Raw genomic sequence first — 17,092 nt, forward strand, 5'->3', positions numbered from 1 at the left:
CATGGTCACGACACTTCGTCATACACAACCTGGATTGGGTCGCACGCCACTTCGTGGCAAGGTACCACCGCGTGGTGCAAGCCGCCTGGTGGAAAAGGAGCCTGTCTCGGCTCGGCTGCCAAAGCCCAGCTTCAATCTCTTTAAGCGTGTGGCCTGGCCACTTCTGCTGGTAGGGCTTGGCTTCGGCACATATGAGCTGTCTCAACAGCTGCTGCCTTATGCGGATCGTCCAATCACGAAGGTGAATGTCGAAGGTGACCTGAGCTACATCAGCCGAGAGGCTGTGCAGCAACGTATCGCGCCCTATGCTGACGGGACATTCTTCTCAATCGATCTGGCCAATATGCGTCAGGCACTTGAGCAGATGCCCTGGATTGCCCATGCAGAGGTTCGCCGTGTTTGGCCGGATGAAGTCGCCATCCATCTTGAGGAGCAGCTCCCTGTTGCGCGCTGGGGGGACGAAGCCCTGCTGAATAACCAGGGCGAGGCCTTTGCACCTAAGGATCTGGCACATTACGACAACCTGCCACGCCTCTATGGGCCGCAACGTGCGCAGCAGCAGGTAATGCAGCAGTATCAATTGTTCAGTCAGATGCTGCGTCCACTTGGATTCACGGTTACGCGGCTGGAAATGCATGATCGGGGGAGTTGGTTCCTGACTACGGGTCAGGGCGTTGAATTGATTTTTGGTCGTGATGACCTCGTGGACAAGATGCGGCGCTTCGTCAAGATGTATGACCAAGTACTCAAGGATCAGATGGCCAATATTGCTCGCATCGACTTGCGTTATCCAAACGGGCTGGCGGTGGCGTGGCGTGAGCCGGTAGCTCCCACAACTGTAGCGTCAGCCCGTGCCGAATAAAGAATTGAGGAGAATTCAATAAACATGGCGAACGTGCAGAGCGGCAAGATGATCGTCGGACTGGACATCGGAACCTCAAAGGTTGTGGCCTTGGTGGGTGAGGTGTCTTCCGATGGTCAGGTCGAGATTGTGGGCATCGGCACGCATCCTTCCCGCGGTTTGAAAAAAGGCGTAGTGGTCAATATCGAATCCACGGTCCAGTCGATTCAGCGCGCAGTAGAAGAGGCCCAGCTCATGGCGGGCTGCCGTATTCATTCGGCATTTGTAGGCATTGCAGGCAACCATATCCGTAGCCTGAATTCCCACGGTATCGTGGCTATTCGTGATCGGGAGGTCAGCCCTGCTGATATCGATCGTGTTCTTGACGCAGCTCAAGCTGTGGCGATACCAGCTGATCAACGGGTCTTGCACACTTTGGCTCAAGACTATGTCATCGACAACCAGGAAGGTGTACGTGAGCCGCTTGGTATGTCCGGTGTTCGTCTGGAGGCTAAAGTCCACGTAGTGACCTGTGCCGTAAATGCTGCTCAAAATATCGAGAAATGTGTTCGTCGTTGCGGATTGGAGGTCGACGACATCATTCTTGAGCAACTGGCTTCTGCATATTCCGTTCTGACGGATGATGAGAAGGAGCTGGGCGTATGCCTGGTGGATATTGGTGGCGGAACGACTGATATAGCCATTTTTACAGAGGGCGCCATTCGTCATACGGCGGTTATTCCCATTGCAGGCGATCAGGTCACAAATGACATCGCCATGGCTTTGCGAACGCCTACACAATATGCGGAAGAGATCAAGATTCGGTATGCTTGTGCTCTGGCAAAGCTGGCGGGGGCTGGGGAGACCATCAAGGTGCCCAGTGTGGGAGAAAGGCCGCCTCGCGAACTTTCGCGTCAGGCATTGGCTGAGGTAGTAGAGCCGCGTTACGATGAGCTCTTCACGCTTGTTCAGGCAGAGTTGCGCCGCAGCGGATATGAAGACTTGATTCCGGCAGGGATCGTATTAACCGGCGGTACTGCAAAGATGGAAGGGGCAGTTGAGCTTGCCGAGGAGATTTTCCATATGCCGGTGCGTCTTGGCGTACCGCAGACGGTCAAGGGGCTGACCGATGTTGTACGTAACCCAATTTATTCAACAGGTGTAGGCCTGTTGCTCTATGGGTTGCAGAAGCAATCCGACAATGTGCCGGTTGTCACCGGCGGATACAGCAGTGACGAACCCAAGAATTCAGTCCTGGAGCGTATAAAGCGCTGGGTCCAGGGCAATTTGTAATCTAATTCAATCGCGGCAGCAGTAGGCGAAAACCGAGAGGAAGAGAGGGGATTATGTTCGAGCTCGTAGACAATATTCCACAGAGCGCAGTCATTAAGGTCATCGGTGTAGGTGGTGGTGGTGGTAACGCCGTTAACCACATGGTGAAGAGCGGCGTGGAAGGCGTCGAATTCATCTGTGCCAACACGGATGCCCAGGCGCTAAAAAATGTGAGCTCTCGTACAGTGCTGCAACTTGGCCCAGGGGTAACGAAGGGCTTGGGCGCAGGTACGAACCCTGAGATTGGCCGTCAGGCAGCCATGGAAGATCGCGAGCGTATCGCGGAAGTTCTGGAAGGCGCCGATATGGTTTTCATCACTACCGGTATGGGTGGTGGTACAGGTACGGGTGCCGCCCCGATTATTGCTGAAGTTGCCAAGGAGATGGGTATCCTCACCGTCGCCGTGGTAACTCGCCCGTTCCCCTTTGAAGGTCGCAAGCGCATGCAGGTGGCTGATGAGGGTATTCGCTCCCTTTCCGAATGCGTCGACTCTCTCATTACCATCCCCAATGAGAAACTGCTGACCATTCTCGGCAAGGATGCCAGTCTGCTGGCCGCTTTCGCCAAAGCTGACGATGTATTGGCTGGCGCAGTTCGTGGTATCTCGGACATCATGCAGCGTCCTGGCTTGATGAACGTTGACTTTGCTGACGTCAAGACGGTTATGGGTGAGATGGGCATGGCCATGATGGGAACTGGTCATGCCAGCGGCCCGAACCGTGCACGTGAAGCGACTGAGGCCGCTATCCGTAATCCACTCCTGGAAGACGTCAACCTGCATGGGGCTCGCGGTATTCTGGTCAACATCACTGCAGGTCTGGATCTATCTCTGGGTGAGTACGCTGCAGTGGGCGAGATCATTGAGGACTTCGCTTCTGAGCATGCAACCGTCAAGGTTGGCGCAGTAATCGATCCGGAAATGCGTGATGAGCTCCATGTTACTGTGGTTGCTACCGGTTTAGGCGCCCGTCTTGAAAAGCCGGTCAAGGTGGTCGATAACTCTACTCAGCAGGCTAACGTTGCGCCGCGTCAGGAGCATGCTGCCGTCAATTATCGTGATCTGGATCGCCCGACCGTCATGCGTAGCCAGAACCATACAAGCTCTGCTGCTGCAGCCAAGATGAATCCAAACGATGATCTGGATTATCTTGATATTCCGGCGTTCCTGCGTCGTCAGGCTGATTGAATAGATTAATCGATGCAATCTGTGTGATTGGTGGGAATTAATGGGTCGTTCTGTTATGATCGACCCATTATTGACAACTATTCGCGATCAGCGATGAACGGCAACTGTCATGATTAGACAACGCACATTAAAGAACACTATTCGCGCTACAGGCGTTGGCCTGCATTCGGGGGAGAAGGTATATCTCACTCTGAAGCCAGCGCCCGTAGACACCGGAATCGTGTTTCGCCGCATTGATTTGGACCCGGTCGTGGAAATCCGCGCCTGGGCTGAGTATGTAGGCGAAACCACGATGTCGACCAATCTCATTCAGGGTGGTGTCAAGGTCGGCACTGTGGAGCATTTGTTGTCTGCACTGGCAGGTCTGGGCATCGACAATGCGTATGTAGAACTGTCCGCCGCTGAAGTTCCAATTATGGATGGAAGCGCCGGTCCGTTCGTGTTCTTGATCCAGTCCGCTGGCATCGAAGAACAGGAATCTGCAAAGCAGTTCATTCGTATCAAGCGTGAAGTCAGCGTCGTAGACGGTGATAAGCGTGCGACGTTTGTACCGTTTGACGGGTTCAAGGTCAGCTTTGAGATCGATTTCGACCATCCAGTGGTCAGCGGTCGTACTCAGAAGGCTTCCGTAGATTTTTCCAGCACCTCCTTCCTCAAGGAAGTCAGCCGGGCTCGTACCTTTGGCTTTATGCGGGATCTGGAATTCCTGCGCTCTCATAACTTGGCTCTGGGCGGAAGCGTTGAAAACGCTATCGTTGTTGATGAGCATGGTGTACTCAACGAAGACGGTCTTCGTTATGAGGATGAGTTTGTAAAGCACAAGATACTAGACGCCATTGGCGATCTTTATCTGCTAGGCAAAAGCTTGATTGGCGAGTACCGGGGCTATAAGTCCGGGCATGCCATGAACAACCGCTTGCTACGTGCATTAATTGCTCAGCCTGATGCGTGGGAAGTTGTAACGTTCGAAGGCTCTAGCGATGCTCCTATTTCTTACATGCGGCCAGCTGCTGCGGTGTAAGGAACGCGTGTTAAAAAAGCCACCTTTAAGGTGGCTTTTTTATTCTTCTGTCTTTTTCGGCTGCGCTCTACTGGCCAGTCGCTCAAGCGCGGCGCGCAGTGAAGGGTCTGAGATACCTTCAGCCGTGGATAGCAGGCTTTCTGCAGCGACATTGGAAAGCTCGCGTCGTGGGCCTGGCTTTCGATTTGGATCAGGGTTGGGTTTGACCTTGAACAGTATCTTTTGAAGAGCTGTAAATTCTGAAGACTGCTGAAGCTGTCGAAGCAAGCGGCGCTGCTGGTAACGCAAACGTGTAGCCCAATGTCCATCCGTAATAATGAGCAGAAGACACCCGTCCTGCCAGGTTGCGACTTTACAGTGCTCGCGTGCTGCAGGTTGTAGCTGTGCATCGACTAGGCGTTGTAGCCGTTCGAGACGCTCTGCCTGGTACAGTAATGGTTTCAAGGGTTTGGCCTGCCGAAGCAAGGTGGCAGGCGCTACGGCAACAATAGGACGAAAAACCATGTGTGCGCACTCCAGACAGGGGTTGGCATGTTAACAGATGAACCTCATGAGTCGGATAAACCTATTCAGAAATCCGACCTTTGAGTGATGTCAACCTTTTCTCGTCGGCGTTTCCGAGTAGAATGCCCCATTGTCTTTTTGACGGCGCGGGCGATGGCACCGATCCGCCGCCCCCCATTTCTCCGAGTGGAAGACCCAAGTCGATATGTTTGCGCCTTTGTTAAAGAAACTCTTTGGAAGTAAAAACGAGCGAGAAGTAAAGCGCATGAGCAAGGCCGTACAGGCCGTTAATGCATTGGAACAGCAGATTATTGGGTTGTCTGACGAGCAATTGCGTGCCAAGACGTTCGAGTTCAAAGAGCGTTTGGCTAAAGGCGAGACACTGGACGATATCCTGCCTGAAGCCTTTGCCGTAACTCGCGAAGCGGGCAAGCGCGTAATGGGTATGCGCCATTTCGACGTCCAGCTCATCGGCGGTATGACGCTTCACGAGGGCAAGATTGCCGAGATGCGTACCGGTGAAGGTAAGACATTGGTAGGAACGCTGCCGGTATATTTGAATGCCTTGTCTGGTAAAGGCGTCCACGTAGTCACCGTGAACGACTATCTGGCTCGCCGTGACGCGAACTGGATGCGCCCGCTGTATGAATTTCTAGGGCTGACGGTAGGCATTGTCATGCCTTTCCAGCCGCCGGAGGAAAAGCGTGCGGCTTACGCAGCGGATATCACCTACGGTACCAACAATGAATTCGGCTTTGATTATCTGCGCGATAACATGGCGTTCAGTATCGAGGAGAAATATCAGCGTGAGCTGAATTTTGCCGTTGTCGACGAAGTAGACTCCATTCTTATCGACGAGGCGCGTACGCCACTGATTATTTCTGGTCAGGCGGAAGACAGCTCACAGCTGTACATCCAGATCAATAAGCTCATTCCTCGTCTTCAGCAGCACGTTGAGGCTGTGGAGGGAGAGGAGGAGAAGGAAGGCCATTACACCATTGACGAAAAAACACGTCAGGTGGAAATAACCGAGCAGGGACACCAGTTCATTGAGGAACTGCTTACCCAGGCGGGTCTGCTGGCTGAAGGTGAAAGCCTGTACTCAGCGCATAATCTTTCTCTTCTCACTCACGTCTACGCAGCGCTTCGTGCACACAAGCTGTTCCACCGTAACGTGGAATATATTGTTCAGGACAACCAGGTCCTGCTCATTGATGAGCATACCGGCCGCACGATGCCCGGACGTCGTCTGTCCGAGGGCCTGCATCAGGCGATCGAAGCGAAAGAAGGTCTGCCTATCCAGGCTGAAAGCCAGACATTGGCTTCTACTACCTTCCAGAACTATTTCCGGCTGTATAACAAGCTGGCTGGCATGACCGGTACGGCGGACACCGAGGCGTTTGAATTCCGTCAGATCTATGGTCTGGACGTTATTGTGATTCCAACCCACAGACCGCTGGCACGTAAGGATTTCAACGACTTGGTGTATCTGACCCAGGAAGAGAAATATGCGGCGATTATCGTTGACGTCAAGCAATGCCAGGAGTCAGGTCGTCCGGTACTGGTAGGTACCGCGTCGATTGAAAGCTCCGAATACCTGTCTCATCTGCTGCAAAAGGAAGGTATTGAGCACAAGGTACTGAACGCCAAATACCACGATCGTGAGGCTGAGATCATTGCTCAGGCGGGGCGTCCCGGTATGGTAACGATTGCTACCAACATGGCTGGCCGTGGTACCGATATCCTCTTGGGGGGTAACTGGGAAGCTGAAGTTGCAGCCCTTGAGAATCCTACTGAAGAACAGATCGCTCAGATAAAGGCCGAGTGGCAGAAGCGTCATCAGCAGGTCATCGAGTCGGGTGGCCTGCATGTGATTGCCTCTGAACGCCACGAATCACGCCGTATCGATAACCAGCTGCGTGGTCGTGCAGGCCGTCAGGGTGACCCGGGCTCCAGCCGTTTCTACCTGTCCCTTGAAGATAACCTGATGCGTATCTTCGCGTCTGATCGCGTGAAGAATTTCATGAAGGCGTTGGGCATGGAAGCAGGCGAGGCCATCGAGCACCGCATGGTAACCAATGCCATCGAGAAAGCTCAGCGCAAAGTGGAAGGTCGGAACTTCGATATTCGTAAGCAGCTGCTCGAATATGATGATGTCGCCAATGAACAGCGTAAGGTGATCTATCACATGCGTAACACCCTGCTGGAATCGCAGGATGTGGGTGAGACGATCAACGAGTTCCGCCGTGATGCGTTGGCGCAAACATTCAGCGCCCATATTCCACCGCAATCCTTGCCTGAGCAGTGGGATGTGGCAGGGCTTGAAGAAGCGATCTATAACGACTTCGGACTCAAGCTACCGATTCAGCAGTGGCTGGATGAAGACGACAAGCTGTACGAGGAAACACTTCGCGAGAAAATTCTCGAAACGCTGGTGGCGGCCTATCATGAGAAGGAAGAGATGGCAGGTGCCGAGGCTCTGCGCAGCTTCGAGAAGCAGATGCTGCTGCGTGTCATGGACGATCTGTGGAAAGATCACCTGACTACAATGGACCATCTGCGTCACGGTATTCACCTGCGTGGCTATGCGCAAAAGAACCCGAAGCAAGAGTACAAGCGCGAGTCCTTCAACCTGTTCCAGGAACTTCTGGAAAGCGTCAAGCGTGACACGATTCGTGTGCTCTCTCACGTTCAGGTTCGTCGTGAAGACGCTGCCGAAGAAGAGGCGCGCATGCGTCATGAGGCCGAGGAGCTGGCCAAACGTATGCAATTCCAGCATGCCGAAGCGCCTTCCATTGCGCAGCCTGAGGTACAGGTACCGGAAGAGGGCGAAGACACAGTCGTACCCCTTGAGCCTGCACGCAACGAGCAGAAAATAGGCCGTAACGAGCCTTGCCCGTGCGGATCCGGTAAAAAGTACAAGCATTGCCACGGCAAGCTGGACTAATGCCTGGCTGACGTGCGCACGTTATGACCCTATCGCCGCGACCGGCTCAGCCGCTCGCGGCGTTTCATTGTTAGCTACAGGAGAAACCTCATGGCTGTTGGTCTCGGCCCGTTGTCTACGTTACATCCTGTTCCAGGATTCGAGCTTGGTATTGCATCTGCCGGCATCAAGCGTCCTGGACGCAAGGATGTGGTTGTAATGCGTTGTGAAGAGGGTGCGCGGGTCGCTGGGGTTTTTACGACCAATGCATTTTGTGCCGCTCCGGTTGTTTTGGCGCGTAAACGATTTGCAGGTGATGTGCGTTATCTGCTGACCAACACAGGTAACGCCAATGCAGGTACCGGCGAGCCTGGAATGGCCGCTGCGGAGCGTATCTGTCAAGCGCTTGCCGATTTGACCGGGGTGGAAGCCTCAGCCATTCTGCCGTTTTCAACAGGCGTGATTGGTGAGCCGTTGCCTGTCGAGAAGATCGAAGCTGCCCTGCCTGCAGCGCTGGCTGATCTTAAGGCAGACAATTGGGCCCAAGCGGCCAGCGGTATCATGACGACTGATACCCTGCCCAAGGGGGCGAGCCGGCAGTTTACCTTTGACGGGCAAACCGTCACCGTGACGGGCATCAGCAAGGGCGCCGGGATGATTCGTCCCAACATGGCTACCATGCTGGGCTACATTGCGACGGATGCAAAGGTGGCTCAACCCGTTCTGCAGGATTTGTTGCGTGACGCTTCCAATAAATCCTTCAATCGCATCACCATCGATGGCGATACCTCTACCAATGACTGCTGCATGCTGATCGCTACCGGCAAGTCATTGCTCCCCGAGATTGATAGAGCCGAAGGCGAACTGTTCGCACAACTCAAACGAGCGATTTTCGAGGTGTCCATGGAGCTTGCCCAAGCCATCGTTCGAGACGGCGAGGGTGCAACCAAGTTTGTAACGGTGGAAGTCAACGGCGGCAAGAATCATCAGGAATGCCTGGACGTAGCCTATGCTGTGGCACATTCCCCACTGATCAAGACAGCATTGTTTGCCTCTGACCCCAATTGGGGACGCATTCTGGCTGCAGTTGGCCGGGCAGGCGTTCCGGAGTTGGATGTCAGCCTGATCGATGTTTTCCTTGGTGATGTCTGTATTGCTCAAAAAGGCGGTCGCGCCGCGACCTATACCGAGGCGCAAGGCGCTGAAGTCATGAGCAAAGAGGAAATTGGCATTCGTATTGAATTGGGTCGTGGACATTGCAGTGAGACGATCTGGACAACGGATCTGTCCCATGAATACGTGAAGATCAACGCGGAATACCGCACCTGACGCGAAACATTCCCGATTTATTGAGGAATCGTTTCATAACGCGCCTCTCTTGTGCTCCTATAGATGCATGATTGTGGATAAGGAGAGGCGCGTGTCTCTTACCCTGGTTATCGGTAACAAAAATTACTCGTCTTGGTCGCTTAGAGCTTGGCTGGTCATGGAGCTGTCCGGTGCTACCTATGACGAGCTCCAAATTCCGCTCTACACACCAGACAGCCGTGCGCGGCTTAGACAGCACTCTCCTACCGGTAAGGTACCTGTCCTGAAGACCCCGGAAGGCGTCATCTGGGATTCTCTAGCAATTGCCGAGTATATGGCCGAAAACTACTCGCAAGCAGGACTGTGGCCGTCTGACGCTGCCGCGCGGGCAATGGCCCGTTCATTGTGTGCTGAAATGCACAGCGGTTTTTCAGCGTTGCGTAATCATCTGCCCATGGACCTGAAGCGCCGCCAACGGCTCGCGACGATACCTGCCGAAGCTGAAAATGACATCAAGCGTATCTGTTTCTTATGGGCAGAGTGCCGTGAGCGTTTTGGTGCAGAGGGGCCGTTCCTGTTTGGTCGTGCCAGTATTGCTGACGCTTTTTATGCCCCTGTCGCTACACGCCTGAGAAGTTATTCTGTGTCTCTTGCATCCGATGCTGATGGATATGTAAATGCCATTTACGCATGGCCTGCATTCCAACGCTGGTATGAGGAGGCATTGAAAGAGAAAGAGGTTATTTCATGAGTCGAGTTCACGTCGCAGCAGCGGTTATTCGCAATCCTCAAGGTGACATCCTGATAGCAAAGCGATCAAAGGAGCAGCACCAAGGTGGTTTGTGGGAGTTTCCAGGTGGAAAGGTCGAGCCTGGCGAGGATGTTCAGGTCGCCCTGGCTCGTGAGCTGAGCGAAGAGTTAGGCATTCAGGTAGAGACCTGCCGTCCATTGATCCAGGTTTGCCATGACTATACGGATAAGTCGGTTCTACTCGACGTATGGGAGGTCACTTCATTTGCAGGGGAGGCCAAAGGACTCGAAGGCCAACCGTTGGCTTGGGTACGGCCACGTGACTTGCCCGACTATGAATTTCCTGAGGCAAACATTCCTATCGTCAAGGCTGCCCGGCTACCACGCACCTATCTGATCACGCCAGGGGATCTTGAGCCGAAGGCGTTGCTTAATGGGCTTGCCAGAGCATTGGATGCAGGTATCGAGCTGGTTCAGCTGCGCACGCCTGCCTCATTCGATCCTCAATACCGTGACCTCGCAGTGGATGCGCAAGGACTCTGTGCTGGCCGTGCTCAGCTCATGCTCAAGGGGCCATTGGAATGGTTGGGTGACTTTCCGGCTGCCGGATGGCATATAACCAGCCAGCAGCTGCGCCGTTACGCTGACAATGGGCGACCTTTTCCTGAGCACCGTTGGCTGGCAGCGTCTTGTCATAATGCTGAGGAGCTTGAGCTTGCCAGGCAGATGGGAGTGGACTTCGTAACGCTTTCTCCTGTTCAACCTACCGAGTCTCACCCAGGAGCGCCGACGCTGGGATGGGAAGCCGCGGAAGCGCTTTTGAAGGCATTTAACCATCCTGCATATCTGCTAGGCGGCCTAGGGCCGGCTGACTTGTCCCGTGCCTGGGCGTCGGGTGCCCAGGGGGTAGCGGGTATCCGCGCTTTTTGGCCTGCGGAGTGAACGTTGAGTTCCGGTGCTGATACGGTCACCGGAATCTATCTAACGAGGCCTGTCTGGCCCCGTTAGCTGAGAGGCGTCAGCCAGCGGGGTGGGCAGCAGTAGTTCACCCAGCTCGCTAGCTCGGCGAGCAATAACCTTTTGCTTGAATACTTCAAGAATTTCGACCAGTACTTCATCAAGATCCGTTTGTCCTCGAGGCAGACTTTCATCGAAGCTACGATCAGCAATACGGCTGGCCAACGCCTTAAAGTCTCTTGACTGCAGACCAACAACCGCCTCACGGATCAGGCGATTGACGATATCGGCAAGCGTATTGTCGAGAGACTTGGCGAGGCGATCGCCCATGGGAAGTCGCTTCAGGGATTTGATGTCCTCGTTTTCGGCTACTGCCGAGCTGATCAATTCGCTGACATAGCGATGCAGCGTAGCCTGGTTATGAGCATAGCTTTCATTGATCATGCGTTGTAATCGCGAGGCGACCGCATCTATCAACTGCTGTTTGCGTGGTCGAATGACATCGTCGATAACGCGGCTGGAAAAGTCGTCCTGCGTACGAAGCTCTTCCTGTATCTCGCCGAAGATTTTAATCATGACGCGATCGGAGATTTCCTCCATCAAGAGCTGATAGTAGTGATTAAGAAACTCGTAGAGGCGCCAATGACGAATGTCGATGAGGCCCAGCCGTTGCAGACGAATAAGCAGGGAGGCGACGCGCAAGGCTCTCAGGAGGCGGAAGCCACTCAGCGGAATGCAACCTAGAACGTCATACCAGTGAATAAAAGGGTAGTACCACCACTTGCCATGACACCGCTCTGCAATGGCAATCGCCCAGCTCAGCAGTACATCCAGAATGAAAAATGCAACAAAGCAGAGATCGATTGTCTGGAAGTGTGCATGCACATAATGAGCATACCAGCCATGTGCAGTGGGGCTGGCCAGCTCAACCAGACGATTCAACGGGCCAATTGAATAAAGGCTATCAAACAGAATCAACGCCAGATTGGCGCATACCAATACGAGAATGAATCCATCCCAGGCGGCATGGAGTCCTTCGCGGCGACGTGTCGGTGGAATGGCGGTGGGATCAGCCATCATGATGTCCCGCTTTCTGAGCCGGCTTCCACAAGTGCTCGGCAATACCCTGACGCCTACCAATGATACGTGCGACAACAAACAGCAAGTCCGAAAGGCGGTTGAGATAAGCCATCCCTACACCTTCGAGCGGCTCGCTTAGGTTTAACGTCTGGCAACGCCGCTCGGCACGCCGAGCGATGCTGCGTGCGGTATGAGCCAACGCAACGGCGCGTGAACCGCCGGGCAGGATGAAGTTCTCGAGAGGCCCCAGCTCTTCATTCCAGCTATCGATCGCCTGCTCCAGTCGTTCGATCTCATCGTAGTCCAGCGCGCGATAATCTGGCATGGCCAACTCACCACCCAGATCGAACAGGCGATGCTGGCAGGGCGCCAGGACGTCAATGACGGAGGCAAGCTCGGGGATGTGAGCCTGCTGATCCTCCAGCTCTGCAAGCAGAACGCCTAGCATGCTATTGAGTTCGTCCACATCACCAATGGCCTCGATACGAGGATGATCCTTGCGGACGCGGCTGCCGTCTGCCAGACCTGTTTCGCCTGTGTCACCGGTTCGGGTGTAAATTTTTGACAGGCGATAGCCCATGTACAAGCTCCTTGGTATCAGTCGTTGCCTGCCTCCGGCTGATTGAGCGGCAAGCGCAGGGTAAAGCAGGTGCCTTCACCAGGTCTGGAATGGACCTCCATTTGACCCTTGTGGTTATTGGTAATGATGAAATAAGACACGGACAAACCCAGTCCGGTCCCTTGTCCCACTTCCTTGGTGGTAAAGAAGGGTTCGAAGATCCGCTTGCAAATTGATTCCGGAATTCCGATCCCATTGTCCTCAACCTGAATTTCTGCCCAATCTCCTCGGCGGTATGTACGCAGCACCACACGGCCCGTTTCGCCTTCTTCTTCATCGTCCCGTTGATGAATGGCCTGGGCCGCGTTCTTCAACAGATTGAGGAGAACCTGCTCAAGTTCATTGGCAATAACCGGTACGGGGCCTAGATCCGGGTCAAATTCACACTGGATATTGAGTGCGCGGAAGTCGAAACCTTCTGCCAGGTCAAAATCATTGCCAGCAATTTCGATGGCCTGGTCGATCAAGGAGGGCAGGTCGCAGGCGACCATCTTGCGGTTGCTTCGACGACTGAAAGCCAGCATGTGACTGACGATTTTGGCGGCACGGCTTCCAGCCTGATGAATCCCATCAAGAAGGCGGGGGATTTCCCGTCCCTCCAGGTAGCAGTTCACATCCTCCAGTCCCACGCCGCACTCTGCTGCCTGATCGATATTCTTGGGAAGCTCTGGCGAAAGTCGGCGGCGGATATTCTGGACGTTATGCAGGATGGCACCGAGCGGATTATTAATTTCATGCGCCATGCCCGCAGCTAAGCCACCGACCGAGAGCATTTTTTCGGACTGCACCATCAGCTCTTCCATGTTCAGGCGCTGGGTGATGTCATCGATTCGGATGACGACTCCGCGTCCGGCACCGCCCATGAGTGGATAAAATGTCAGCGTGTAATGTCGGGGAGCGTCAATCAGCGCCCAGGTGACACGCTCTACTTTTTCCACACGCATATGTTCGGCAGCGCGACTTAGCTGGGGAAGAAACGGCTTGATTGAGGGGAAGGCCAGAAAAATAGGTTGATTTAACGCCTCATCCAGATTGGTGCCTGAGAGGTTGGTTGCCTCCTGGTTCCACTGCGTCACATAGAATTGTTCATCGACAGCAATCAGTGCCGATGGCATCGAGTCGATGATGCTGTTGAGGTAATTTTGAAAGCCGGTGAGCTTTTTCTCAATCTTGCCCCGTACCTGAACTTCCAGTTCGAGCTTCCGGTTCGAGCGACGTGTTTCTTCGGCCAAGGTTTGAGCCTGAAGCACTGCGGACTGGGCGTCATCACGGGCGCGTTTGAGCTGTTGCTCGCGGCCCTCGATGCGGGTCAGCATCGTATTGAAAGCATCTGCCAGCCGACCTATTTCGTCGTCACTACCCTTGCCAGCGCGCAGCGAGTAATTTTCCTCGCGGGTAACCTGGCGAGACAGCTCTTCCAACTGAAGGATCGGCCGGGTGATCAACAGACGAATCTGTCTGGCCACAACAAACCAGAGCAGGAGACTGAACACCAGAATGGCGATACTGGCGGTCAGCGTTCCGGTATAGAAGGCCCCGGGTAACTCGCTGCTGGCGACCAGCAGCAAATGGCCGGAGCGGCCATCTTCTTGAGGAAGCTCGATCAGCACATTCGTACGAAACTCACGCAAGCGCCAGTTTTCAAGGCTTGTGTAATGCGTAGGCAGCTTTAGCAACGTGCCATTTTGTATTTCGGCAAGTAGATGCCCGTCCTGGTTGTAAATGGCGGCCAGGCGGAGCGGGCTGTAATTGTCGAGTCGATGCAGAAGCGCTTCAGCCCGCTCCTTGGAGCTCAGCGCCTCCTGGCTCAGCGTGGGGATTGCCAGCAGCCTGCCAACCGTTTGCAACGCCTGGGGCGTCATGTTTTCCTGGGAAATCCAGTAGGCTGCAGAGATGAAGGTAATGTTAGCTACCAGCAACACAGCGCTTAACAGTACAAGAAGCGCAGCCAACAACTTCTGGCCAACCGGAAGATTTCTGAGTCGCTCGCGCAGAATCATGGCTTACATCGCTGCAATAGGATCGGAAAGGGTAGCCTGCGCTTAGTCTACCGGCAATCCATGGGTCTCCAGATGATCGATCAAGTGGCGATGGAGTTGCTCAAGGGCGTCCAGCTTGAGTCCATGGCGCTGAGCCTCTTGCAGCGCATGGCCAAGCAAAAAACTGATTTCCGTACGACGTCCATGAGCAACGTCCTGAAGCATCGATGAGGTGTTGTCGGCAGTCGCATCAATTACAGCCAGCACCGCTTCCTGAAGGCCAGGGGCAAGGTTTCCGTGCCCGACTGCCTCTAATAACGCGCCCAGTTCAAGGGTGAGGGCTTTGATCTCGCTAGCGTAGGCGTTGAGCTCACCATTACGGCATTTATGGAGCACCGTTAAAGGGTTGATGGCACAGTTGATGGCAAGCTTGCGCCAGAGTTGCCCCATGATTTCTATTGACCACTGGACCGGTATGCCCGCCTCGTTGAGCTCATCCAGCCACTCCGGTACATGATCGGGATGAGCCGGATCACCCAGCCAAGTGTGGCCTTTCCCAGCCTGGACGATGCTGAAATCGGACTCACGGAAGGCGCCTTCCGTGCTGCTTGCAAGTATGCAGCGAGCCCGCGGTATACGCTCGACTACGCGTTCCTGGCTGCCAATGCCGTTCTGCAGCAGAACCACTTCAGCGCCAGGAATGAGGCGGGATGCCACGGCTGCGACGGCGTCCTCCGCATCGTAAGCCTTGCAGGCCACCAGCAGGCGTCGGATGGGGGAGGTCTCTTGAGGTGTTTCGGCAGGCAATGGGTAAAGGCTGTCCTGCTCACCCTCACGTAAGGAGAGCCCACCGGCTGCCCGGTATTGGGCCAGGCGCAAGCGGTCTTTGAAGATCAGGCGTACCGGGATGCCTGCGCGAAACAAGCGCGCTGCCCATAACCCTCCCAGACTTCCAGCTCCCAGAATGTGCCAGCTCATGACGTTATACCTCGTTAGCAAAAATAGAAGGAACCCATGTTTCACGTCCGGGCAGGATGGAATTCCGGGTAATCGACCACAGTCGTTATAATGGCTGCCCCTTTTTGATCGTCAAGCCAGTCGCATCAAGTCAAGCGCCTGGCCTACATGGAGATATGACATGCCTTCTTTTGATGTAGTGTCCGAACTGGATAAACATGAAGTGACCAATGCGGTTGAAAATGCCATGAAGGAACTGGATCGCCGCTATGACCTACGCGGAAAGGGCTCCTTTGAATTCAAAGAGCTTACCGTCACGCTAACGGCGGAAGCGGATTTTCAACTTGAGCAGATGTTGGAGATCCTGAAAATGAATTTAGCCAAGCGCAAGATCGATGTGCAGTGTCTGGAAGTTAAGGATGCCTATGCCTCTGGCAAAAGTGTCAAGCAGGAAGTTGTACTGCGTGAAGGCATCGATAAGGAGCTTGCCAAAAAAATCGTTGCCACCATCAAGGACAGCAAGATCAAGGTTCAGGCCGCAATCCAGGGCGAGCAGGTCCGCGTGACTGGCAAGAAGCGCGATGAGCTTCAGGAAACCATTGCCATGTTGCGCGGCCAAGAATTGGGCATGCCGCTGCAGTTCAATAATTTCCGTGATTAGCCCTTCTGCATGACTTGGCGTCCCGCGTGACGGGAACCTTCTTAGTACCGGTACGTCGCACTTAGCGTGACCAACTGCTATAGGCCGGTCATCTTCCATTGATTTAAGGAGAATCCAACGATGGATCTAAGTGTGCAGTTCGACCGACTTCTTGCTGCTTCTGAAGCCTGGCTGCCGGTCATACTGCAGTACATAGGGCAACTGCTACTGGCTCTGATTACCCTAGCTATTGGCTGGTGGGTTATTAATAAAGTAACAGACAACATGTCCCGCCTATTAAGGGCTCGTCGCGTTGATGCCGAGCTGCTCGGTTTCGTAGGCAGCTTGGCCAATATTGTTCTCAAAGTACTGCTCGCCGTCAGTGTGGCTTCCATGATTGGCATTGCCACGACCTCCTTTGTGGCCGTGATTGGTGCTGCAGGTCTGGCTGTCGGGCTCGCGTTGCAAGGCAGCTTGGCAAATTTTGCAGGTGGTGTGCTGATCTTGATGTTCCGCCCTTACCGCGTGGGCGAATTCATTGAGGCCCAGGGTGTAATGGGAACGGTTGATTCTGTGCAGATCTTTCATACGATTCTGTTAACGGGGGACAACAAGACAGTTACGATCCCGAACGGAACACTTTCTAATGGCATCATTACTAACTACTCACGCCAGGCCAAGCGTAAGGTGATTTTTGATGTGGGCGTGGACTATGAGGCAGATCTGCAAAAAGGGCGGGAGGTTCTGCTCAAGTTAGCTGAAGATGCACGTGTCCACCGTGATCCAGCACCAGAGGTGGTTGTTTCTGCCTTGGGTGATAGTGCAATTACATTGTCTCTGCGCTTCTGGACTAACAGTGGGGATTACTGGCCGTTGATGTTCATGCTGAACGAACAGGTCCGAGATCGACTTGGCGAAGTTGGTATCGGAATTCCTTTTCCCCAACGTGTTCTGCATATGGTTTCAGAGAAAAAAGAGGCTGCCTAAGCGA

General features: G+C 54.1%; 15 protein-coding genes. 10 read left to right on the forward strand and 5 right to left on the reverse strand.

Translation table 11 applies throughout. From position 1 onward, the window contains the following. The first annotated feature begins 1 nt into the window (after position 1). From B3729_RS06805 to lpxC, 4 genes are all read left to right on the forward strand, one after another. Entirely contained in the window at positions 2–862 is an 861-nt protein-coding gene (locus tag B3729_RS06805; RefSeq protein WP_010795313.1) for a cell division protein FtsQ/DivIB, read from the forward strand. Positions 863–886: 24 nt separating this feature from the next. Beyond that, positions 887–2,134: a cell division protein FtsA gene (ftsA, locus tag B3729_RS06810; protein ID WP_010795312.1), complete on the forward strand. Its 1,248-nt coding sequence runs from the start codon at positions 887–889 to the stop codon at positions 2,132–2,134. 53 nt (positions 2,135–2,187) lie between these two features. Next, positions 2,188–3,360 carry a cell division protein FtsZ gene (gene ftsZ / locus B3729_RS06815; RefSeq protein WP_010795311.1) on the forward strand — a complete coding sequence of 391 codons (1,173 nt, stop codon included), beginning with the start codon at positions 2,188–2,190 and terminating at the stop codon, positions 3,358–3,360. Between the two features lie 109 nt (positions 3,361–3,469). Then, on the forward strand, positions 3,470–4,381 hold the full coding sequence (gene lpxC, locus B3729_RS06820; RefSeq protein WP_010795310.1) for a UDP-3-O-acyl-N-acetylglucosamine deacetylase: 912 nt from the start codon (positions 3,470–3,472) through the stop codon (positions 4,379–4,381). Between the two features lie 39 nt (positions 4,382–4,420). On the opposite strand, the gene B3729_RS06825 is transcribed toward lpxC, so the two are convergent. Beyond that, positions 4,421–4,885 carry a DciA family protein gene (locus B3729_RS06825; RefSeq protein WP_010795309.1) on the reverse strand — a complete coding sequence of 155 codons (465 nt, stop codon included), beginning with the start codon at positions 4,883–4,885 and terminating at the stop codon, positions 4,421–4,423. A 205-nt stretch (positions 4,886–5,090) separates the two neighbouring features. Here B3729_RS06825 and secA point away from each other — a divergent pair, with 205 nt between their 5' ends. The 4 genes from secA to B3729_RS06845 all read left to right on the forward strand — a co-directional run bounded on the left by secA (position 5,091) and on the right by B3729_RS06845 (position 10,811). Next, complete coding sequence (gene secA, locus B3729_RS06830) at positions 5,091–7,832, forward strand: preprotein translocase subunit SecA (protein ID WP_010795308.1); 2,742 nt, start codon at positions 5,091–5,093, stop codon at positions 7,830–7,832. Positions 7,833–7,922: 90 nt separating this feature from the next. Beyond that, positions 7,923–9,140: a bifunctional glutamate N-acetyltransferase/amino-acid acetyltransferase ArgJ gene (gene argJ / locus B3729_RS06835; protein WP_286787461.1), complete on the forward strand. Its 1,218-nt coding sequence runs from the start codon at positions 7,923–7,925 to the stop codon at positions 9,138–9,140. 91 nt (positions 9,141–9,231) lie between these two features. Then, on the forward strand, positions 9,232–9,870 hold the full coding sequence (locus tag B3729_RS06840) for a glutathione S-transferase family protein (RefSeq protein WP_286787462.1): 639 nt from the start codon (positions 9,232–9,234) through the stop codon (positions 9,868–9,870). Then, entirely contained in the window at positions 9,867–10,811 is a 945-nt protein-coding gene (locus tag B3729_RS06845) for a Nudix family hydrolase (RefSeq protein WP_286787463.1), read from the forward strand. The genes B3729_RS06840 and B3729_RS06845 overlap by 4 nt, the downstream gene beginning before the upstream one ends. A 39-nt stretch (positions 10,812–10,850) precedes the next feature. On the opposite strand, the gene B3729_RS06850 is transcribed toward B3729_RS06845, so the two are convergent. Genes B3729_RS06850 through B3729_RS06865 form a run of 4 tightly spaced genes read right to left on the reverse strand, consistent with a single transcriptional unit; the run spans position 10,851 to position 15,482 of the window. Continuing rightward, positions 10,851–11,906 (reverse strand): ion transporter, encoded by a 1,056-nt coding sequence (locus B3729_RS06850; RefSeq protein ID WP_197870955.1) that lies wholly within the window; start codon positions 11,904–11,906, stop codon positions 10,851–10,853. Then, complete coding sequence (locus tag B3729_RS06855) at positions 11,896–12,486, reverse strand: cob(I)yrinic acid a,c-diamide adenosyltransferase (protein ID WP_286787464.1); 591 nt, start codon at positions 12,484–12,486, stop codon at positions 11,896–11,898. Before B3729_RS06855 ends, B3729_RS06850 begins: the two co-directional genes overlap by 11 nt. Positions 12,487–12,503: 17 nt before the next feature. Then, positions 12,504–14,525, reverse strand: coding sequence for a sensor histidine kinase (locus B3729_RS06860; protein ID WP_286787465.1), 2,022 nt, complete (start codon positions 14,523–14,525; stop codon positions 12,504–12,506). Positions 14,526–14,567: 42 nt separating this feature from the next. Beyond that, positions 14,568–15,482, reverse strand: coding sequence for a putative 2-dehydropantoate 2-reductase (locus tag B3729_RS06865; RefSeq protein ID WP_286787466.1), 915 nt, complete (start codon positions 15,480–15,482; stop codon positions 14,568–14,570). Between the two features lie 160 nt (positions 15,483–15,642). Here B3729_RS06865 and B3729_RS06870 point away from each other — a divergent pair, with 160 nt between their 5' ends. Further along, positions 15,643–16,122 carry a YajQ family cyclic di-GMP-binding protein gene (locus B3729_RS06870; protein ID WP_010795300.1) on the forward strand — a complete coding sequence of 160 codons (480 nt, stop codon included), beginning with the start codon at positions 15,643–15,645 and terminating at the stop codon, positions 16,120–16,122. A gap of 120 nt (positions 16,123–16,242) precedes the next feature. Further along, positions 16,243–17,088, forward strand: a complete 846-nt coding sequence (locus B3729_RS06875; RefSeq protein ID WP_019366761.1) for a mechanosensitive ion channel family protein — start codon at positions 16,243–16,245, stop codon at positions 17,086–17,088. Positions 17,089–17,092: the final 4 nt, after the last annotated feature.

Origin of the sequence: Pseudomonas sp. UBA3149 (assembly GCF_002364655.1) — a bacterium.
Lineage (GTDB): Bacteria > Pseudomonadota > Gammaproteobacteria > Pseudomonadales > Pseudomonadaceae > Chryseomonas > Chryseomonas luteola.